At 32.6% G+C, this 22,449-nt stretch carries 11 protein-coding genes; 6 read left to right on the top strand and 5 right to left on the bottom strand.

What is annotated here, in order from left to right; genetic code table 11:
- Nucleotides 1-23: 23 nt before the first annotated feature.
- The 5 genes from IR213_RS09680 to IR213_RS09660 all read right to left on the bottom strand — a co-directional run bounded on the left by IR213_RS09680 (nucleotide 24) and on the right by IR213_RS09660 (nucleotide 13,880).
- Nucleotides 24-3,275: a VCBS repeat-containing protein gene (locus tag IR213_RS09680; protein WP_194312111.1), complete on the bottom strand. Its 3,252-nt coding sequence runs from the start codon at nucleotides 3,273-3,275 to the stop codon at nucleotides 24-26.
- Nucleotides 3,268-6,576, bottom strand: coding sequence for a VCBS repeat-containing protein (locus IR213_RS09675; protein WP_194312110.1), 3,309 nt, complete (start codon nucleotides 6,574-6,576; stop codon nucleotides 3,268-3,270). The genes IR213_RS09680 and IR213_RS09675 overlap by 8 nt, the downstream gene beginning before the upstream one ends.
- A 165-nt stretch (nucleotides 6,577-6,741) precedes the next feature.
- Nucleotides 6,742-8,283, bottom strand: coding sequence for a RagB/SusD family nutrient uptake outer membrane protein (locus tag IR213_RS09670; RefSeq protein WP_194312109.1), 1,542 nt, complete (start codon nucleotides 8,281-8,283; stop codon nucleotides 6,742-6,744).
- 11 nt (nucleotides 8,284-8,294) lie between these two features.
- Nucleotides 8,295-11,303: a SusC/RagA family TonB-linked outer membrane protein gene (locus tag IR213_RS09665; protein ID WP_228479152.1), complete on the bottom strand. Its 3,009-nt coding sequence runs from the start codon at nucleotides 11,301-11,303 to the stop codon at nucleotides 8,295-8,297.
- A gap of 570 nt (nucleotides 11,304-11,873) precedes the next feature.
- Nucleotides 11,874-13,880 carry a glycoside hydrolase family 65 protein gene (locus tag IR213_RS09660; protein WP_194312108.1) on the bottom strand — a complete coding sequence of 669 codons (2,007 nt, stop codon included), beginning with the start codon at nucleotides 13,878-13,880 and terminating at the stop codon, nucleotides 11,874-11,876.
- Between the two features lie 264 nt (nucleotides 13,881-14,144).
- Here IR213_RS09660 and IR213_RS09655 point away from each other — a divergent pair, with 264 nt between their 5' ends.
- The 6 genes from IR213_RS09655 (at nucleotide 14,145) to IR213_RS09630 (ending at nucleotide 22,408) form a co-directional block, all read left to right on the top strand.
- A complete protein-coding gene (locus tag IR213_RS09655; protein ID WP_228479151.1) occupies nucleotides 14,145-15,632 on the top strand; it encodes a glycoside hydrolase family 32 protein in 1,488 nt (495 codons plus the stop codon).
- A gap of 22 nt (nucleotides 15,633-15,654) precedes the next feature.
- A complete protein-coding gene (locus IR213_RS09650; RefSeq protein ID WP_194312106.1) occupies nucleotides 15,655-16,983 on the top strand; it encodes a sugar porter family MFS transporter in 1,329 nt (442 codons plus the stop codon).
- Nucleotides 16,984-16,985: 2 nt separating this feature from the next.
- Nucleotides 16,986-17,876, top strand: a complete 891-nt coding sequence (locus IR213_RS09645; protein ID WP_194312105.1) for a carbohydrate kinase family protein — start codon at nucleotides 16,986-16,988, stop codon at nucleotides 17,874-17,876.
- 321 nt (nucleotides 17,877-18,197) lie between these two features.
- Entirely contained in the window at nucleotides 18,198-19,985 is a 1,788-nt protein-coding gene (locus IR213_RS09640; RefSeq protein ID WP_317173142.1) for a glycoside hydrolase family 13 protein, read from the top strand.
- Between the two features lie 5 nt (nucleotides 19,986-19,990).
- Nucleotides 19,991-20,668: a VOC family protein gene (locus IR213_RS09635; protein WP_194312104.1), complete on the top strand. Its 678-nt coding sequence runs from the start codon at nucleotides 19,991-19,993 to the stop codon at nucleotides 20,666-20,668.
- 3 nt (nucleotides 20,669-20,671) lie between these two features.
- On the top strand, nucleotides 20,672-22,408 hold the full coding sequence (locus IR213_RS09630) for a glycoside hydrolase family 13 protein (RefSeq protein ID WP_194312103.1): 1,737 nt from the start codon (nucleotides 20,672-20,674) through the stop codon (nucleotides 22,406-22,408).
- Nucleotides 22,409-22,449: the final 41 nt, after the last annotated feature.

Here is a 22,449-nt window from a genome sequence, read left to right as displayed (position 1 = left end):
GTTTTATTTAGTGTGTTTTTGCATTAATTTTTACTCATTGGCAACTCATATACTTCTGCTTTTTTATTATTTATGGTCACTAATAAATATTTTTTGCTGTTAAAATTGATTATGTTTAAATGTCTTATAGCTTTTTGTGTCAAGTCGATTCCGATTTGGTTCCCTAAGTAAATTGTTTTTTCGTTTTTAATTAATGCGCCCGAAAAACCATCAAAACGACTGTGATATGGCGAAACCCCAAAATAATTTCCAGCAGCAAAAACTTCTTCTTTACCGCCTTCAAAATTTGATTTTACAAAACAGTTTATTGGAGCAACCTGCATTTTATTAAAAAATGGCACAAAAGTAAATTTGCCTTTGTCGTTTCTTAAATACCCAGATTTTAAATTATCGACTTCGTATAATTTTGCTTTTTCAAGCATTTTTGGATCAAAAACTTCTTCTAAAGTCTTTCCTGCAAAGGATTTATAGGTATGAAATTTCTTTTTCAGCATTCCGCTAAATTCCTCTGTTAATTCGTCTAGCCCCATTGTGGTGTAATATTTGCCTCCTTTTTCTATGGCTACAATAGTTTCAAATGTTCCGTTGGAATCAAAATCATCATAATACATTTTCATTGGAAATTCTTGCGAAGCTTTGAATTTTGAATTCATTCCCCAGTTTCCAACTAAATAATCTAGGTTTCCATCGCCATTTATGTCAAACGGAATAATTGATTGCCACAAACCATTACTTTTTTCTGGAAAAACAGTTTCGGTTACATTGGTAAATTTTCCATTATTATTTGCGAAAAACATTGGTTTCATCCATTCGCCAACCACTACTAAATCTGTTTTTCCATCTTTGTTAAAATCACTAAAAACAGCATCGGTGACCATGCCGATCCCTTCAAAAGTTTTGTTTTGAACGATGGTAAAAACGCCTTTAGTGTTGTTTAATAAATAGCAATCCGATTTTTCTCCGAAGCGATTGTATTTAGAGCTGTTGCCAATAAAAATATCCAAATCGCCATCATTATCATAATCAAAAGCTTTGACAACCGAAGCATTTTGGTGCATTAACGGTAAAGTAGATTTTGTTAGTGTATTTCCAAAATACAGGCGATTTTCTAAATTTTGTGCGTTTTCGCCATTGCCTACAGCCACAAATAAGTCATTAATTTTATCGGAATTAAAATCACCAACTACTGCCGATGCGTCTTCAAAAACATTGTCTTTTTCTAATGAAGGATAAGTTTTTTTTGAAAACCCGTTAGCGTTTTGAATGTAAATTTGTGAAGCTATATCTTTAGTTCCCCCAAAGAATATATCATCTTTTCCATCTCCATTTAAATCACCAATTGCTGTGGCAGGACCTCGATCCGAACGTTGATATGGAATTAATTTTTGAGCTGTAAAATCTATAAAATCATTTTCTAGATGCGTAAAATTGACCCCCAAATTATTTTCCACTTTCTTAAAAACAGGCAAAACAGCTGGATGTAATTTTTTATAATCAAATGCTTTTCTATTAGGATTTGGCTTGATAGTAAGGGTTTGATTGGTTTTTACATTTCGCAAAGTTTGTGAGGTTTTGTCGGGCCAAATAACCAATACCGAATCGATGGTATTTGTTTTTGCATAACCAAAATGGATGATTGGTTCCGACGATGATTGAAATCCTCGTGTAGTTTGTAATTCTTTGTATTGCATCTTCCCTTTTGAATAAGAAATAACTTTTGCCCCAATTCCATAGGTGTTTTTTCCTGCCAATCGAAGTTTTATCTTCAAATAATTAGCTTTTTCATTCGTCTGATTGATATATATTGAAGCTATACTGTTTAAATTATTGGTGACAACATCTAAATCTCCGTCATTATCTAAATCGGCATAACCACTTCCGTTTGAAATTATGGAGTCGTTTTCAATCCACTCTGTTGATTTATTTTCGAATAGTAAATCTTTAGAACCTTTAAAAATACAATTGGCCACATTGCCTTTTGGCATTTTCTTTAAGGCTTCTTTATCCAATAATTTTGTTGTAGAAATTTTGGTTTTTATTTGATCATTCGAGTAGTATTTTACGTAATCTAAGTCGTTCGGACGTTTTGGAATTCCGTTACAAACAAAAATATCTTGTTCACCATCTTGATTATAATCGGCAAATAAAGTGCTCCAACTCCAATCGGTTGCTGCAACACCACTCATTAAAGCTGTTTCGGTAAAATTATTGCCCCCCTGATTGATTTGCAACATATTTCGGGTGTACTGATAATGATAGCCTAATTTTTCGGTTCTCATTTTTAGCATTTGAACATTGTCATCGCCCAACGAGGATTTCAAAACATTTTCGTTCTCAGGAAGCATATCTAATGTCATAATATCTGGAAAACCATCGTGATTTACATCGGCAACATCAACACCCATTGAAAAACGGCTGGTGTGCCCAAAATGGCTTTTCATACTTTCGGTAAAAGTGCCATCGCCATTATTTAAGTAATAATAATCGTCTTCGTGAAAGTCATTACAAATATAAATATCAGGGTTACCATCAAGGTTAAAATCGGACACGGCAATGCCTAAACCATAACCATTTGCTCCACCAAAAATACCAGCTTGCTCGCTAACATCTACAAATTTGCCATTATCGTTTCGGAATAATTTATCGCCACATTCGTAGCTCCTTTTGTTTCTAGTGGCTGCATTGCCAAAAGATTCTTCCGTATGAACGGCATGGTTCAATAAATACATGTCTAAATCACCATCATTGTCATAGTCAAAAAAGGCTGCCGATGTGCTATAATTATCCAAATCCAAGCCATATTCTGCCGAGCTTTCGGTAAATGTGTTGTCTTTATTATTAATGAATAATTCATTGTGACCTTCGAAACCATTAATTCCTACCACGGCACAAACATAAATGTCAAGATAACCATCGCCATTTACATCGGCCATAATTGAACCGGTTTCCCAATCGCTTATGCCTTCAATACCAGCTTTAGCGCTTATGTCTTCAAATTTATTATTGCCTTTATTTAGGTATAATTTATTTTTCCCTTGGTTTGAAGTAAAATAAACATCAACTAAGCCATCGTTGTTAATGTCGCCAAGAGCTACACCACCACCATTATAATAGTAGAGATAATCTAAAATAGATATATTTTTTGACTCTAATAATTGGTTGTTGAAGGTAATATTACTTTTGTCAGAAGCTAGTTTTTCAAACAATAAATCTTGTTTTTTCGTACAACTTGTAAAAAGCCATATGACCAATAGAATTCTAAAAAAATTATTCATTCAGTTTAAATATTTTGGGAGTATTATCATTGACAACCGCTATAAAAGAGATTGTATTTTTTTTATTTTTTATTTTTTGAATGTGTTTTACTTCACCTTTTATATAGAAACCTGATTTGCTATAGGAAGTCCAACTATAAGTCCCTTTTTTATTTCCTAGTAAAACGCTTCCATAATTTGAATCCAATCTACCAAATTGTGGTTTGAATTCATATTGGTTTCCACCAAGTATTATATCCAATATGCCATCTTTGTTGACATCTGCAGTGCAAATTGTATTCACAGTAGAAAATTGAACTTCTTTTGGCAATACTTGTATTTCAAATTTACCGTTTCCTTTATTAATTGCGATTACACTTTCTTGTATGTTGACTGTTTTCTGAATAGAATTGTCAATTACTTCTTGCGAAAATAATTCTTGGAATGATTTTTTTGAATAGTCGGCATAACTCAAATTTTTCTTTTTTATCATCGGAATTTGTTTGGCTAATTCTGATTTTAGATGAACCGGAATATCTTTGCCATCAATGGTTCTAGTTGTAATTTGTTCGATTGTACCATTGGCATCAAAATCATTTACGAACATTTTCATTGGGTTCGTAGCTGTTGCTTTATAAGAAGTATTGGTTCCTTTGTTGCCAAGGATCAAATCTTTTTTACCATCATTATTCAAATCCACACAACTAACAGCATTCCAAAAACCAGAAAAACTTGTTAGGTTCGACTTAAATTCAGATAATCGACGTCCAGTGTTTTTAAAGATTACCGGTGTCATCCAATCGCCAACAATTATTAAATCTTTTTTACCATCGTTATCAATATCTTCCCAAACGGCATCAGTTATCATTCCGACTTCGTTTAGTTTAAAAGCCTTTTTATCTGTAACATTGGTAAAATTTCCTTTGCCATCATTTTCTAATAATAACTGTTTTGGAATAATACCATAAACTCCCGGAACACTTCTACTGCCTATGAAAACATCGATGTCGCCATCGTTATCAAAGTCGTAAGTTGTAATTACAGAAACATTATTATTGGTTGTTGGAATAATAGAGTTGCTCTTAGTGAATATTCCTTTTCCATTATTTATGTACAAGCGATTTTTATAATTGGCTTGATCTGCTTTTTCATTCCCGCCAGAACCTACCAATAAATCTTGATCTCCATCGCCATCTGCATCAAAAAAGTTTGCGGCCGTGTCTTCATTGCTGGCATCACTTTCTAAATCTTTTTGATTAGTAGCTGTATAAGAGTCATTTCCATTATTTAAATAAATTTTTCCTGCTTGTCCTTTTGCTCCGCCAACAAAAACATCCTCATTACCATCACCATTTATATCGGCAACAGCTAATGCTGGGCCTTCTTGAGATAGAATTTTTGAAATTAAACCTTCATAATCAAAATCAATATAATCGTTTTCTTTATGTCCTAAAAAGTTGTTTTTCTTTTCTGTAAATATCGATTTACGTTTATTATTTTTTGGAATATAATTTGATTTTGCGTCAGCTATATTCAAATTATAGGTGGAGTTATTTTTGATTTTCTTAATGGTTTGAAATTTTCCATTAGGCCAAATTACTTGCAAAGAATCTATTTTTTTAGTTCCAACACCAAAAGTCATTACATAATCTATCGAAGATTGGAAACCTCTTGATGGTATTAATTCCTGACGGATTATTTCCTTGCCGGCGTATAATTCTACAACGCTTCCTATGGCAAATTTATTTTGATTTTCACCTTTAAGTTTTACTTTTATAAAATGATTTTCTTTCTTTTTCTCCGAATTATTTTTATAGACAAAAGCCTCCATATTAACGTTATTCACAACCAAATCAAGATCGCCATCATTGTCCAGATCGCCATAAGCTGCCCCATTTGAAAAACTGGGAGTTCCTAATCCCCAATTTTCGGCTTCATTTGTAAATGTTAGATTTCTGTTGTTTTTATAGGCATAATTTGGGATAGGTGTGCTTGGCATCTTGGCAATAATGGTTTCCATATCTTCTTTTTTACCTGTAATCACCATTTTTTGTAGCAAATCATTTGCAAAAAAGTCCATAAAATCCTGATTAGTCAAATCATGATAAATGCCGTTACAAACGTAAATATCTTTATAACCATCATTATCCATATCAAATAATAATGCACCCCAACTCCAATCCGTTTTTGCTATTCCAGCAAAATTTGCTATTTCTAAGAATTTGTTGTTTTCATCGTTTAGTTGCAAAGTGTTTTGCATGTATTGATTATAGAAATCTAGATTTAATTTTCTGGTAAATAAATCATAGTTATCAAAATTTGTAGTCTTTTTTAAGCGTTCATCATTTTCAGGTAACATATCTGTTGTAAAAATATCAGATTTACCATCATTATTTACATCGGCCATATCTGCCCCCATTGAGGATTGGCTTATGTGTGAAGCCCAACCTTCAATTTGTTCTGTAAACGTTCCATTTTTATTATTGATATATAAGTAATCTTTTTCATAAAAATCATTGGAAATATAGATATCAGGATATGTATCACCGTTTACGTCTCCTACGGTTACTCCTAGACCAAAACCTATTAGGCTTCCATAAATTCCGGCTTCTTTGCTTACATCTACAAATTTCCCATTGTCATTTCGCATTAATTTGTCACCGCCACCTTTTAAAATATCGGCTACACTCCAGTCTTTATCTCGTAAATCCCTTTTGTTAGAATAATTTAAACTACTCACAGGAATAAAACTGTTATTAAGAATGTAACAATCTAAGTCGCCGTCTTTATCATAATCAAAAAATGCTGCATGAGTTGTAATTCCAGTGTCTGCAAGATTATATTCTTCGGCTCTATCTGTAAAAGTCAAATTGCCATTATTAATAAACAATTGACTTTTTCTTATAGAATTAATATTGTTTCCTGCATTCGAAACATAAATATCCAGTAATCCATCGCCATTTATATCAATCAAGTTTACGCCTGTTGACCAAGATTTTGGGATATCTATCCCTGCTTTTTTTGAAATATCCTCAAACTTTAAATTACCTTTATTCAAATATAATTTATTGTCGCCTAGATTGGAAGTAAAAAATATATCAGCTAAACCATCATTATTAATATCTCCAATTGCAACACCCCCTCCGGTATAGAAATTTCTATATTTGAAAATATTCATATCAGCACCATTTTTAACTTCATTCATAAAGTTAATTCCTGTTGCCGAGGAATCTAGTTTGGTAAATAAAGAATCAGTATTGTCTTTTGAGCAATTACTAAAAAAAGGAATAAGAATAAAAAAAGATACAATCCGATTAAACATATTATGTTGAGTTTGGTTAAGGAATCAGTTGGATTACAATTGTCTAAATTATGATTAATAATTTAATAAAAAAAAAGATTTGAAATTTAATTAAAAAAAATAAAGAGGGTAAAATACCCTCTTTATTACTAACTAACCACAAAATATTAAAAAACCAAATTAAACTTAGTAACCAGGATTTTGTTTCAGATTTGCATTAAATAATGCATCGGCCGGAATTGGATACAAAATATATTTGCTGTCAGACACATAAGGTTTCAATTCTCTTGCTGCTAAGAATTTACCAAAACGAATCATATCATTTCTTCTCCAACCTTCCCACCAAAGTTCTTTGCCTCTTTCAAGATAAATACCGTCCAATGTTGTAGGGAAAACCCCAGGTTGCCCTGATCTTGATACAATTTGAGCAAGTTTAGCAACATCATTTGTACCTGCACCACCTCTAGCAATTGCTTCTGCTTTCATCATTAAAGCATCAGAATATCTCATAAAAACATAATCATTATCAGGAGATCCTAAATTTTGGGAATCAGGAATGTATTTCTGACCTCTCACACCTGCTGATTCTAAGGTAGCACCACTGGTAATTAGTGTCACAGCTTTTGTAAAAACTAATGGCTGTCCAAGTGGATTAGCTGTAGTTTTAATTCTATCACGAGCTATTTCAGTCCCTCCTGGTTTGTATATCTGTCCGATTTGAAATCCAACTGGGTTACCAAATGCTGTAATAATAGCAGCATCATCATTTTTAATACGTCTATCGTTTGGATTAAATTTATCATAATACTCCGCTACAGTAGCGAAACCATTCCATCCATCAGGAGTTTGGTTGTAATGCATACCCATTCTCCAGAAGAATTGAATTCCTCCTCCAGCACCACCTCTAACATTTACAGATGAGAATAATATTTCATTGGAAGTACTGTTGCTAGGCTTGAAATTGTCCCAATAATCAGTCGCTAATGTACTATTTATAGCATCTATATTAGTTACTACTTTAGTCATATCTGCGGCATCAAATGTGTAAGGTCCAACAGCATTAGTAGCTTTGAATACTCCTTTGTTTAAATACAATTTTGCCAATAAAAAATGTGCAGCATCTGCATTGGCTACACTAGTATTTGCAAGGGTTCTTGCAGGTAATGAACCAATAACCGCCTCTAATTCGCTTATCACAAAATCTGTCGTTTCAGCTCTTGTCCACACTTTTGGATCAGCTTCTACAGTAGAACCAGCTTCTCTATAAGGTACTTGACCAAACAAATCGATTACATTATAGTAATAAAATGCTCTTAAAAAACGGGCTTGAGTTTTTTCAGTAGCAGTCCCATTTTCTATAACCAAGTTGCAGTTATATACTTGAGTTAATAATGCATTCCATGCATTTCTCACCTCTACATGATCAGGAGCCCAAGTATGTACGTGAATTTGTCTCCATGTTGCATTATCATCCCAGTCACCACCACGTGTAGGACCAACTAAAGCATCTGTTGACATTTCATCTAAGGCAAACATTTGGCCTTGTGTCTCAAAACCTCTCAATCCTTCATATGAGCTAGTTAATAAAGAAGCAGTATTAACAGTTCCTCCACCTGTATTAGAAACAACTACTCCATCTAATACCTCTTCATCTAAATTTGTGCAACTTACACCCATTACAAGAGTACTAGTGAATAAGATGCTTTTTATTATATTTATTCTTTTCATCGTGTTTTTAATTAAAATGTTACGTTAAGACCGACAGATACACTTTTATCTCTTGGATAAGATAAATACTCTATACCTGCTGAAGGTACTCCATTCAATTGTTTGTCAGTATCCACTTCTGGATCAGTTCCTGAATAGCCAGTAATTATAAATAAATTTGAACCGTTTACAAAAAATCTTGCTGATTTCATTTTTAATTTCTCTAACAATTTTCCTTCTACGGTATAACCAAGGGTTAAGTTACCCATTCTTAAGAAATCACCTTTTTCAAGAAATTTAGTAGATGGAGAGTTTGGGTCTCCAGCTGCTTGCGGTGATGTTGCGGCTTCCTGAGTTACATTTCTACCACCAGTGAAAGCTCCTTTAAAGAAATAAGCGTTAGTGGTATTGTTGTAAATATAGTGACCAAAAGCACCATAAAAAGAAGCACTTGCATCAAATCCTTTGTAATTAAATCCTGTTGAAAAACCAACATTGATTTTTGGTAAAGGTTGCTTGTTTAATAATTTTTTTGCTGCAGTCCCTAATCCAGTGTCATTACCTGCTGCATCAGCATAAATAGCGTTACCTGCTGCATCATACCCTCTCCATTCGTACAAATAGTAAGAATATATGGGTTTTCCATTTGTGATTACTTGTGCATAAGCACCTGATAAACCTTGTCCATTTAATCCACCAGTAGAAATGAATCCAGCAAAATTTGTTATTTCATTTTTCAAGAAGGAAGCATTCCCCGAAATATCCCATTTAAGATTATCTGAATCAATGATTTTATAGCTTAAAGCTACCTCAACCCCTTTGTTGATTAAGTTACCCGGTAAGTTTTTAAAACGTGGTGATGGTGGTCCTGGTTGTGTTGCCGCTGCCGGTACAGGAAAAATCAAATCTTTGGTATCTCTTTGGAAATAATCTAATGAACCTGTCAATCTATTGTTAAGAAATCCAAAGTCAGCTCCAACACCGTAAGATTTTGTAGTTTCCCATTTTAAATCGGCATTAGAATTACTATCTAAATTTAAAGAACCGTTGTTGCCATAAGATGCTCTTGCAATTGCAGAGTTTGGTGCAAATTCTTGGTTACCTGTAATTCCGTAATTTCCTCTAATTTTAAAATCATTTACCAAACCATCTTTGTTAGCTACAACTTTATAAGCTATACCGGCAGAAGGAAAATAATCGTATTTATTATTCGTGCCTAATTTAGTAGAACCATCAGATCTCAATGTACCTGTAAGAATTAATTTTTTGTATATAGTAGCATTTACTCTTCCAAAATAGGATTGCAATTCCACTCTGTTTCTATAAGAAGAAACTCTAAATTCATTTTGAAGGCCACCTTCGATATTATCAATCAAATTAGTTTGAGATTTATCGTAACCAATTCCGGAAGACTGATTCCCATCTGCTGTATAATCATAATAAGAATATCCTACTAACGCATCTAGGTTAAAGTTATCTCCAAAATCGTTATTATAATTTAATGTGTGTTCAAATGTTTTATTGAATTTATTTTGATTAGCAATCGATGCCTGACCATATTTAGTAATTGTTGGGTCAGAATCTTTAGCTTTAGGCACAACAGCCTGCGCAGTATTCAAAATCTCTATAGTAGGTAACAATTGTGCTTTTCTGCTTGAAGTCGAGCTTTCTATACCAAATAAGAATTGGTATTTTAAATGACTATTGATTTTCCAAGTAGTATTAATACTTCCCAACAATTTATTGGTATTTGTATAATCTTTATAGGCGTTCAATAATTGAACAGGATTCAAATAGGAAGTACTAATTACATTATAAGTACCATCATTATTGTAAATTGGTAATGTTGGATTCCAATATAATGCTGTACCAATCAAGTTACCTATATACCCAGCATTATTAGACAATAATGTAGTTTCATCTTTTAATGAAGAATAAATAACTCTTGATTCAATTTTTAAAGCTCCTCCAAAATAATCATTTGAGTTATAAAATGAGGCAGAATATTTATCTAAACCAGAATTTTTTACAATCCCATTAGCACTTGAAGCCCCAAACGACAATCTTGTATTTGAATTCTCAGTACTTTTGCTAAAAGACAAATCGTGATTCGTAGAAAATCCATTTCTCAATACCGCATCTTCCCAATTGTAAGAGCGAGATCCTTTATCGTCACCACCTGCTGCAACAAACTGATCTGCATTCATTACACCAAAGTCTCCTGCTTTTTTACTAAAACTCACAGAGCTACTATAAGTCAATTGTGGTACATTAGATTTTCCTTTTTTGGTTGTAATCACAATTACCCCATTTGCACCACGAGAACCGTAGATTGCAGTCGAAGAAGCGTCTTTCAATACACTAATGCTTTCAATGTCATTTTGATTGATAAAGTTTAATGGGTTTCTAGCTGTTGACGTTCCTAAATCTTGAGCGCCACTGTTGGATGTAAGTCCGCCACCTGCAGAAACATTTCCACCATCTAAAGGTACACCGTCAACAACGTAAAGTGGTCCATTTCCAGAACGAATAGAAGAATTACCACGAACTCTTACTGAAATCGCTCCTCCTGGCTCACCACTAGATTGTGTAACTTGAACACCGGCAACTTTACCTCTTAATAATTGTGCTGGTGAAGGAGACGCCACGTTATCAAAGTTTTTTGATCCAATCTGATCTACTGCTCCAGTTGCATCTTTCTTTTTAACGGTACCGTAACCCACAACAATTACTTCTTTTAACTCAGCATTGTCAGCACTTAAAATTACTTTTAAATTACTTTTTCCTGTTACATTAATTTCTTGAGATTTTAGTCCTATGTAACTAAAAACTAAAACTGCATTTGTCCCTACATTTCTGATGATAAATTTACCATCTAAATCGGTTTGAGCTCCATTCGTTGTTCCTTTTACTAAAACAGAAGCCCCGGGAAGTGGACCGCTGGAATCGGATACTGTTCCTGACACATCTTGCGAATAAGTCAGACTCGTAAATAGCATCGTTAGAAACACCATTAAGCCTTTTAGTAGACTGTTTTTCATACGTAATAATTAAGTTTGGTTAGTATTGTTTTTATTTAGTTTAAATAACTTTTCAAACATAAACTATTTATTTGTGATAATATTAAGAAACGCAAACTATAACGTTATAGTAGCAACGAAAACGTTTTCGATTTTTTAAATTCCTTGTTAAAATTTTATCGGTTGTAAACTTATTTTAAATTAAAAAAACGCATAATTTAATTTTATATGCCTATTTTTTATGATTTGATAAATTATACTGATTAAAAGGAAATGTATAAGTTTTTCAAAAACTATTGCTCAATTTTTCTATATATTTTTTATAAAATTGGCATTTAAAAATTACAATTGCCTTATTATCAATAATAAAAATCTTATAAAATTATATGGAAAACCTCAATTTGATTTTTTAAAATAAAAAATATATTAGTATTAAGTAAGTTTTATTTTACAATAAACTTATTTTTTTAAAAGAAATAGGTGTTAATGGAGATATTTTTTTAACTTAATAACTAAAAAAAGCCACAAACTCTAAAATAATATTTTCTTATAAATATATTTTTAAAGGTTGTGGCAATCTTATGTAAGAATCTATTCTACGGTTATCGTTTTGTTGTCAACTCCAAGTCCTATAATTTTTAAAGACTTCCATTTTTTAGGCAGTAGCCCTTTATTATATTTTAGCCCATTATCCGTTTGTTCCACTCCTCCAAAACCATAAATTACGGCTTGAAGCATAGCGCCTGCACCTGTAGCAAAATAAGGATTATTACTATTGGCCGATTCTGAAAAAACACCAAATGGAGGTCGGCTGTTTGGTAAATACGATTTTACAAAATAGGTGTATGCCTTTTCTCTATCACCCAATCTTGAATATAAAACTGACAAAACTCCTGAAGCCATAGCAGGGCCATCTTTTTTATCAATTTTTTCTACATAATAATCTAAGTCTTTTTCAATTTGAGCTTTATCAGTTATAATATGTAAAGGATACGCCAGTAAATTCACATCGGCCTGTTTGATGGTTTGCCCTTTATACCCTTTGTAATTTTGTGTAATTCCATTTTCTCTATGAATGACTAATTTTTCTGAAACGTCTTTCCATTTTGGGTCAATCGGTTCGTTTAAAATAGTTGCTGCTTTGATGGTATTTTTCAAAGCTTCAATTGCCGAAGCATTAGTAAAAGCATTATCATCCACATGTTGGGCATATTCATCAGCGCCAACCACATTCAAAATAGAATAACTTCCGTCTGTATTTTTTACTACGCGACTTACCCAAAAATCGGCAGTTTCTTTTAATACTTTAAATTCGCTTCGTAACCAAGATTTATCCTGTGTTAAGGCATAATAATTCCAAAAAGCAATTGCTACATCAGCTGTAATATGTTGTTCAAAAATTCCTGTCAAAGCCCATGTTGGTGTTGCTTCTTCTCCAGTGTCATCAGATTCCCAAGGATACATTGCGCCTTTATACCCATAAATTGTGGCTTTTTGCTTGGCTTTCTGCAATCTATCTGAACGATAATCTAGACAGGATTTTGCCATATCGGGTTGCAATGCTAAAAGCGTTGGATACATCCAAAGTTCAGAATCCCAAAAAATATGTCCATTATAACCTTGAGATGACAATCCCATTGGGGCAATACTTTGCCTTGTTTCCGGACGGATATAGGAATATAAATTATAGAGTGCAAAACGAATGCGTTGTTGGGCGTCAAGATCGCCTTCGATTTGAATATCACCAGTATTCCATAATTCTGCCCAAGCCTGTTTATGACGATTTACTAAATTGTCAATTCCTTGTTGAAGTGCATAAATTGGCTGCCTTTCGGATTCGTTCAAAGGATCTGTGATGTCTTTTGAAGTACAAATTCCGCCAGCTATTGCAAAACGATATTTTTGACCTTTCAATAATTTTTTGGTAAAACCAACTTCATTCCCCGTTTGTTTTAAAGGTTCATTTTGACCATCAAAAAGGAAGGTAGTCGAAGCCGAAACTGTATATTTTCCGTTTAATGTTTTGGCTTTTGTTCCAAAAATGGGCATTAAATATTGATTGTCTTTTAAAACCCGAAACTGACTTTTTGCGTCTTTTAATTCATCAGGAACAATCATATAATTATTGGCAAGAATTTCAATATCTTTTAAAGGAGTGATTTCAACAATCGCCATCGCCGAATAAGGAACTGCCCGATTGGCAAGAATAGAATAATTGATGCTTGCCAAATCTTTGAATGAAAATGAAGTAGTGCTGATTCCTTCTTTCATCGAAATTACTTGATTCCAATTAGAAATAGTAGAAGATTCAATTTGCTGGCCATCAATACTTAAATGTAAATTTAAAAATTCTATTCCGCGAACAATTCGGCTAATCCCATTTTCAGGACTGCCTTCATAAACACCGTTTAAAATAATTTCTTTCGTTTTAAGAGGAGTGTCATCGGTGACGATTCCTATTTGACCATTTGCCATGGCTACACCAAAATAATTTTCACGAGAATTAGCAACTAGATGCCATTCGTCAGATTTTGTTTGTCCAATAAAGGAAGTGCTCGTTAAGAGCAATAAGAGCAATAATTTGAAATTTAAGTCCATAATGTTTTTAATTAATAAACCAAACCTATTCAAAATATTTATCAATATTCTTATTTATCTAATAAGTTTCATTAATGAGGAATCGAAATCGTTTTCGATGCTTCAAAAGCAATTTGGCTAATAAAATTCAGAATAGTATAAAAATGAATTCTATTTTTATCAATCTATTCTATTTTTAAAATGATAATTGATAAAAAAATATTTTTTCTCATAACATTCTTTTTTTCTGTTTATACAAATGGACAAACATTTAATTATTCTATTTTGTCGAACAAAAAAATTGTTGCTGATTCGTCTAAAACATATTCGGAGCCTTTTCGCCCACAATTTCATTTTTCACCAGAAAAAAAATGGATGAATGATCCAAATGGATTGCTATATTATAAAGGAATTTATCATTTATTTTATCAATATTATCCAGAAGATATTGTTTGGGGACCAATGCATTGGGGACACGCAACTAGTACTGATTTAATACATTGGAAACATCATAAAATCGCATTATTTCCCGATAAATTAGGATATATATTTTCAGGGAGTGCAGTTGTCGATGTCAATAATACTTCGGGATTGGGAACTTTAAAAAATCCTGCATTGGTAGCGGTTTATACGTACCATAATATGGATATTGAAAAAGCAGGAGGAATAAATGCGCAATCACAAGGATTAGCTTACAGTCTGGATGAAGGAGAAAATTGGTCGAAATATCAAGGAAATCCAATTATCGAAAACTCTGATTTAAAAGATTTTAGGGATCCAAATGTATTTTGGAACAAAGAAACAAATACTTGGAATTTAATATTGGTATCCGGTGATCACGCTCAATTTTACACTTCAAAAAACTTGATTAATTGGACATTGGAAAGTGAATTCGGAAAAGGAATTGGTGCTCACGGTGGTGTTTGGGAATGTCCCAATCTTTTTAAAATTAAAGTCGAAAACTCGATTGATGAAAAATGGATTTTATTGATAAGTGTAAATCCAGGTGCGCCAAACGGAGGTTCTGGAACGCAATATTTTGTTGGGGATTTTGACGGGAAAAATTTTAAAACAGACCAAAAAGACACAAAATGGTTAGATAATGGTGCCGATAATTATGCTGGTGTAACCTATAATGATGCGCCGGATAATAAGCGAATTTTTATTGGCTGGATGAGTAATTGGTTGTATGCCAGAAATACGCCAACGAAAAATTGGAGAAGTGCCATGACGCTTCCTAGAGAAATTTCGCTTTCTAAAATAAACAATAATTATGTCTTGAAAAATGCTCCAGTTGCACAATTAAAATCACAATTGGAAAAAGGCTTTTCTAAAAATTTATTGGTTTTAAAACCAAAACAAAAGACGACTTTCAATTATAATAATCTGAATCAATCCCAAATTGGATTTAGTGCGGATGCAAAAACGTTAAAATTGGTTTTTTCAAATGATGTAAAAGATTCTCTAGTGCTAAATTATGATGGTAAACAAAAGACTTTTTCTATTGACCGAAGACATTCCGGAAATGTGAATTTTGAACCTAATTTCGGAAAATCAATTCATACAACTGCGACGCCTAATATTATTTCGGAAACCATAGATTATCAAATTATTTTAGATTGGTCATCAATAGAAATTTTCTTAAATGGTGGTGTTTACAGTTTTACGGAACAAATTTTCCCTAAAAAGCCATTCACTAAACTCACGATTCAATCTGATGAAAATCAAGAAATAAAAAATATTTCAATTCATAAAATCAAAGGAATTTGGTAACTCTTTAAACTAAAAAAAAAAAATGAAAAACAGCAAAATACTTTATTGGTCAATTATCGTTGCTTTTGCAGGCTTTCTATTTGGCTTTGACACCGTTGTAATTTCGGGTGCGGATAAACAACTGCAACAATTATGGGGTTCCTCAGATTTATTTCATGGATTAGTGGTTATGTCATCTGCATTATGGGGAACCGTTATTGGTGCTATTTTTGGGTCTTTTCCAACGAATATTCTGGGTAGAAAAAAGACATTAATTATCATCGGATTATTGTTTTTTGCATCTTCAATTGGAACCGCATTTGCAAATAATCCAATCTTCTTTTCGATTTTTCGATTTATTGGAGGAATAGGAATTGGAGCCTCAACTATTGCTGCGCCAACTTATGTTTCTGAAATTGCTCCAGCTAAAGACAGAGGAAAATTGGTCGCTTTATACCAATTCAACATTGTTTTTGGGATTCTCATTGCCTTTACATCTAACTATTATTTACGAGATATAGGTGAAAATTCTTGGCGTTGGATGCTAGGAATACAAGCTTTTCCTTCTTTTGTTTATACGCTTCTAGTCTTTGGAATTCCAGAAAGCCCGCGTTGGATTTTAGAGTATAAAAAAGATCGTAAAAAAGCTGTGGCAATTTTAAACCAAATTCGTACTGAAGCCGAAATTGAGTCTGAAATTCGGGCTATAGTAAATGAAATGTCACAGGAAGTTAAAGAGGAATCTATTTTTATGAAAAAGTATAAAAAACCATTATTATTGGCTTTTTTCATCGCTTTTTTTCATCAGTTTTCCGGAATTAATGCTTTTTTATATTATGCTCCACGAATATTCGAATTAGCTGGATTAGAGAAATCTGCATCGTTTTTGAGTAGTATCGGTATTGGAATTATCAATCTACTATTTACAATGATTGGGATTTCATTAATTGATAAATTTGGGCGCAAAACCCTTATGTATATTGGCTCCGTAGGTTATATTATTTCTTTGGGATTAGTGACCACAGCATTTCATTTTGAATGGAAAGGGATGGCAATTCCTTTGTTTTTTTTCTTGTTTATTGCCTCTCACGCAATAGGTCAAGGAGCTGTAATTTGGGTATTTATTTCTGAATTATTCCCCAATAAACTTCGAGCGGCCGGAACTTCTTTCGGGACTTCAGTTCACTGGGTTTTGGCGGCTTTAATTCCGTCATTTATTCCGTTTTTATTCAAACAAATTGGAACAACTACTGTATTTAGCATTTTCTGTATTATGATGGTTTTCCAATTACTTTGGGTTTACTTCAAAATGCCCGAAACGAAAGGAAGAACATTAGAAGAATTATCAAAAAGTCTGTCAAATAACGAATAATTATGAAAACGAATGTAGTTTGTTTTGGAGAAGTTTTATATGATGTTTTTCCAACACATAAAAAAATTGGTGGTGCACCTTTGAACGTGGCTTTGCGATTAGCTTCATTAGGAATTAATGCCCAAATTATTAGCCGAGTAGGGAATGATAAAATCGGAAAAGAATTAATAGCATTTATTCAAGCAAATAATGTTTCTACAGATACTATTCAAATTGACGGAACTTATTCTACTGGTGAAGTTCTAGTTCAATTAGACAAAAAAGGATCGGCTACTTATACCATTATTTATCCGGTGGCTTGGGATGAAATCGAAATTACTTCTGAAGCTAAAAAGGCTGTAAAAAATTCAGATGCTTTAGTTTTTGGAAGTCTAGTTTGCAGGGATGAAATTTCATATAAAACCTTGTTGAGTCTTTTGAAAATAGCAAAATATAAGATATTTGATGTCAATTTGCGTGCGCCTTTTTATACAAAAGAATTGCTTATTAGTCTAATCAAGCAGTCTGATTTTATTAAATTTAATGATAATGAATTGTATGAAATAAGCGAATATCTAAATTCTCCTTTTCATTCATTGGAACAGAATATACTTTTTATTGCAGAACAAACTAAAGCAAAAAGCATTTGTGTAACAAAAGGAAATCAGGGAGCTGTTTTGTATTATAAAGGGGATATGTATTACAATAGTGGATATAAAATAGAGGTTGCTGATACGGTTGGAGCCGGAGATTCTTTTCTTGCTGGATTATTAAGTAAATTATTAACGAATGAAGAACCTCAAAAGGCGATAGATTTTGCTTGTGCATTAGGCGCTTTGGTAGCAAGTAATGAAGGAGCAAATCCAAAAATAACAAAGGAAGAAATTACGAAATTTATGAATAATCTGAGTTAAGGTTAAAAAAATTAAGCCTCTAAAGCTTGAGAAATTTTGTCAAAAATATCAATTAACAAAAATTGACTGCTCTATGAATGTAAGTTTTTGAATTTGTCTTTAAATTGTGTTTCTATTTTATAATACTATCCAACCAAATTTATAAATCTCAAAAAAAATATTTGTTGTACAAGTCTAATAATTGATAATCGAAAACGTTTTCGTGTCGTCAAAAGCTTTTTCAACATCAAAAATTCAAGATATTAGAAAACGAATTCTATTTTTATAACCAATTCATTTCTCAAGAAATTAAAACAATAAAACCACAATAAATAAACGCATATGAAATTTAATAAAACAAAAACCACAATTATTATTGTTATTTTGATGATTATGACAAATATTAGTTTGCTGATTGCCCAGAAAAAAATGGTTGAAAAAGAACCCAAAATTGAAAGAAAATGGTGGAAAGAAGCTGTTGTTTATCAAATTTATCCAAGAAGTTTCAAGGATACAGATGGTGATGGCGTAGGCGATTTAAAAGGAATTATTTCTAAACTGGATTATATCAAGAGTTTAGGGATAGACGTGGTCTGGCTGAACCCAATTTATGGTTCTCCAAATGCTGATAATGGATATGATATTTCGGACTATCAATCGATTATGAAGGAATTCGGAACCATGGAAGATTTTGATGCATTGCTCAAAGGTATGCATGAAAGAGGCCTGAAATTGGTAATGGATTTGGTTGTCAATCACAGTTCTGATGAGCATAAATGGTTTCAGGAAAGTAGAAAATCACGAGACAATCCATACAGAGATTACTACCACTGGTGGCCTGCCGAAAAAGGAAAACCAGCTTTTCGTCCAGGAAATTTTGAAGCCGACGGGAGCGGTTGGAGATATGACAAACAAACAGATTCTTACTATTTACACTATTTCAGCTACAAGCAGCCCGATTTGAATTGGGAAAACCCAAAATTACGTCAAGAAATATTCAGTATGATGAATTGGTGGCTCAAAAAAGGGATTGATGGATTCCGTATGGATGTGATTCCATTTATCGCAAAAGACACGACTTTTCCGATAATTACCCAAGAAGAATTGAATAAAAACTATAATGGAAAATGGGATGTGTATCTGGCAAGTGGTTCGTATTTGCATGATTATTTGAAAGAAATGAATAAAGAAGTTTTAAGCAAATATGATTGTATGGCATTGGCCGAAGGAGCGGGAATGACAAAAAACACCGCCCTAAATTTCGTGGATCCAGACAGAAAAGAATTGGATATGGGCTATCATTTTGATGGTGTCGGCTTAGGTTATTTACCTGGGTATTTCAAAAAAATGGATCCAAATTGGAGTTTAGTCGAATTCAAAAAAATCTATTCAGAATGGGATGCGGTTTATGCAAAAAAAGGTTGGGGAACCATTTATTTAGGGAATCACGATCAACCCAGAATGACTTCGCGTTGGGGTAACGATGCCCCAGAATTTAGAGCATTGTCTTCTAAAATGCTGACCACATTTTTGTTAACTATGGGGGGCACGCCTTATTATTATAACGGGGACGAGATTGGAATGATTAACGCTAAATTCGACAAAATTGAAGATTATCGTGACATCGAAACATTTGCTGAATACGAAAAAGTAAAAATTGCCGGCGGGGATTTGAGACAATTTATTGAAAACCAAAAGACGGGTGGTGCACGAGATAATGGACGAACTCCTTTTCAATGGGATGCATCTAATAATGCTGGATTTTCAACAGGAACACCTTGGTTGAAAGTCAACGATAATCATGCTTTTTTGAATGCGGACGCCCAAGAAAAGGATCCAAATTCTAACTTGAATTATTTCAGAAAAATGACCAAATTAAGAAAATCAAATCTTGCTTTAATTTACGGAAAATACACGCTTTTAGACAAAGAAAACCCAAATGTTTATTCCTATACAAGAGAGTTTGAGGGCAAGAAACTATTGGTTATGTTAAACTTTACTTCTAAAAAAGCAACTGCAAATACAGGAATTAACACTGCAAATGCTAAAGTATTAATTAACAATTATCCTATAGCTTCAAAAAGTTTGGAACTCAGGCCATACGAAGCGGTTGTTTTGGAATTAGAATAATTTTTATGTCATTAAAATTAAAACATATTGCAATTGTTGTTAAAGACTATGATGAAGCAATACTGTATTATACCCAAAAGTTAAATTTTGTAATAATTGAAGACACAAAAATATCCGAAGAAAAACGTTGGATTATAATCGCTCCTTCAAATTCTTCCGAATGTTCTTTTTTACTTGCTAAAGCTGTAAATGAAGACCAAGAAAATAGTATTGGAAACCAGACTGGTGGTCGTGTATTTTTATTTTTAAATACAAATAATTTTACAAAAGAGTATCAAAATCTAATTAGTAATAATGTCAAAATTATTCGGGAACCCAAAAATGAAGTCTATGGAAAGGTTGCGGTTTTTGAAGACTTATATGGGAATTTATGGGATTTGATCGAACCTAAAACAACTAAATTATTTTATTCAACAGCTATTTTAAATATTATTGATAATAATAATGTCAGTTTTGCCATTTCAGAGATAATGAAATTAAAAGTTGCAACTAATAACGAACAAGGAAATATAGTATTCGACATTCATCAATCTAAAGAAGATAATTTAAAAATAATTATATGGGAATGTTTTAAAAATGAAGCTGCTTTTAAAGAGCATTTAAGCTCTAAACATCTTCAAGATTTTCTGAATCTTAATGTTGTAGAAATCGAAAATGGATATGTTACACAGCTAATTGAATAATATATGAAAAAAATTAAATCACTAATCATAATAATTTTATTAATGACTATTACCGCTCAATCCCAAGAAACAAAAACTTCAACCGACAAAAAATGGTGGAAAGAAGCTGTAATATATCAAATATATCCTAGAAGTTTTAAGGATAGCGACGGTAATGGAGTGGGTGATTTGAAAGGAATTATTTCTAAACTCGATTATATCAAAAGTTTAGGGGTTGATGCCGTTTGGTTGAATCCTGTTTATGAGTCGCCAAACGATGATAATGGTTATGATATAAGCAATTATCGCGAAATTATGAAGGATTTCGGAACGATGAAAGATTTCAATCTGCTTTTAAAGGGAATGCATGAGCGAGGTATAAAACTTATAATGGACTTGGTTGTCAATCATAGTTCAGATGAAAATAATTGGTTTCAGGAAAGTCGAAAATCAAGGGATAATAAATACAGGAATTATTATTATTGGTGGCCCGCAGAAAAAGGTAAACCACCCTATAGATGGAGCTGGTTTGATGTAAATAGTAATGCCTGGAAATATGATGCGATGACAGATTCGTATTATCTGCATTATTTTTCCGAAAAACAACCCGACTTAAACTGGAACAATCCTGAACTTCGCAAAGAAATTTACGATATGATGAAGTTTTGGCTTGATAAAGGAATTGATGGTTTTAGATTGGATGCTTTTCAATTTATTTCTAAAGATGATAGTTTTCCTGAATTGCCTAAAGAAATTATTAACAAACCATTGGAAATCGTTAAGTATTACGGGAATGGTCCTCATTTACATGAGTATATTCAAGAAATGAACAGTGAGGTTTTGAGTAAATACCCTAATGTCTTAACCGTTGCTGAAGGTGCCGGAGATTCACCAAAAGCGGCTTTAAAATTCGTAGATCCTGATCGAAAAGAATTAAATATTGCCTATCATTTTGAAAGTGTAGATGTTGGAAAACACCTTAATGATTTTGGCCTTGTAAAATACAAAGATATTTTTTCCAGATATGATAAAGAATTCAAAGATAAAGGATGGTTGTCCATATTTTTGGCTAATCACGATCAACCACGTATGGTGAATAAATTTGGAAATGATACTCCTGAATTTAGAGAATTATCTTCAAAAATGCTGACAACTTTTATTCTTACAATGAGAGGAACTGCATTTTATTATAATGGCGATGAATTAGGAATGACTAATGCAAAGTTTAATTCCATAGACGATTATCAAGATGTGGATACTCGAAATAGATACTTGGGATTAAAACAAAATGGAGGAGATTTAGCAGCTTTTTTAGAAGATCAAAAACAAACTTCAAGAGAAAACAGCAGAACACCTTTTCAATGGAATTCTACAGTAAATTCAGGCTTTACGACAGGGAAGCCTTGGTTGAAAGTAAATCAAAATTTTGTAACAATTAATGCTGAATCTCAAGAGAAAGACCCTAATTCAGTATTGAATTATTTTAGAAAATTAGTAAAATGGCGTAAAAATAATCCTGTTTTGATTTATGGAAAGTATATGCTCTTAGATAGAGAGAATCCAAAAGTATTTGCATTTACTAGAGAATTAGAAGGTAAAAAAATACTAGTCTTGTTAAATTTTTCGGCTGATAATGCGACAGTTAATACAGGAATTGACCCTAAAAATTACAAAATAATAAACAGTAATTATATTTATTTGGATTCAATAAAAAATGCTATATTGCGCCCTTATGAAGCTTTAATTATTGAAATAAATTAATTCATTAACATTTAATATTCGATTTACTGAGTCAGATAATA

This window comes from Flavobacterium soyangense, from assembly GCF_015277675.1.
Lineage (GTDB): Bacteria > Bacteroidota > Bacteroidia > Flavobacteriales > Flavobacteriaceae > Flavobacterium > Flavobacterium soyangense.
The sequence above is the reverse complement of the archived record's forward strand: the minus strand, read 5'-3'. Positions and strand labels throughout refer to the sequence as shown.

Bases quoted from the DNA above. Each gene is read 5' to 3' on its own strand.
- IR213_RS09680 (WP_194312111.1), bottom strand. From the start codon at position 3,275: ATGAATAATTTTTTTAGAATTCTATTGGTCATATGGCTTTTTACAAGT.
- IR213_RS09675 (WP_194312110.1), bottom strand. From the start codon at position 6,576: ATGTTTAATCGGATTGTATCTTTTTTTATTCTTATTCCTTTTTTTAGT.
- IR213_RS09670 (WP_194312109.1), bottom strand. From the start codon at position 8,283: ATGAAAAGAATAAATATAATAAAAAGCATCTTATTCACTAGTACTCTT.
- IR213_RS09665 (WP_228479152.1), bottom strand. From the start codon at position 11,303: ATGAAAAACAGTCTACTAAAAGGCTTAATGGTGTTTCTAACGATGCTA.
- IR213_RS09660 (WP_194312108.1), bottom strand. From the start codon at position 13,880: ATGGACTTAAATTTCAAATTATTGCTCTTATTGCTCTTAACGAGCACT.
- IR213_RS09650 (WP_194312106.1), top strand. From the start codon at position 15,655: ATGAAAAACAGCAAAATACTTTATTGGTCAATTATCGTTGCTTTTGCA.
- IR213_RS09645 (WP_194312105.1), top strand. From the start codon at position 16,986: ATGAAAACGAATGTAGTTTGTTTTGGAGAAGTTTTATATGATGTTTTT.
- IR213_RS09640 (WP_317173142.1), top strand. From the start codon at position 18,198: ATGAAATTTAATAAAACAAAAACCACAATTATTATTGTTATTTTGATG.
- IR213_RS09635 (WP_194312104.1), top strand. From the start codon at position 19,991: ATGTCATTAAAATTAAAACATATTGCAATTGTTGTTAAAGACTATGAT.
- IR213_RS09630 (WP_194312103.1), top strand. From the start codon at position 20,672: ATGAAAAAAATTAAATCACTAATCATAATAATTTTATTAATGACTATT.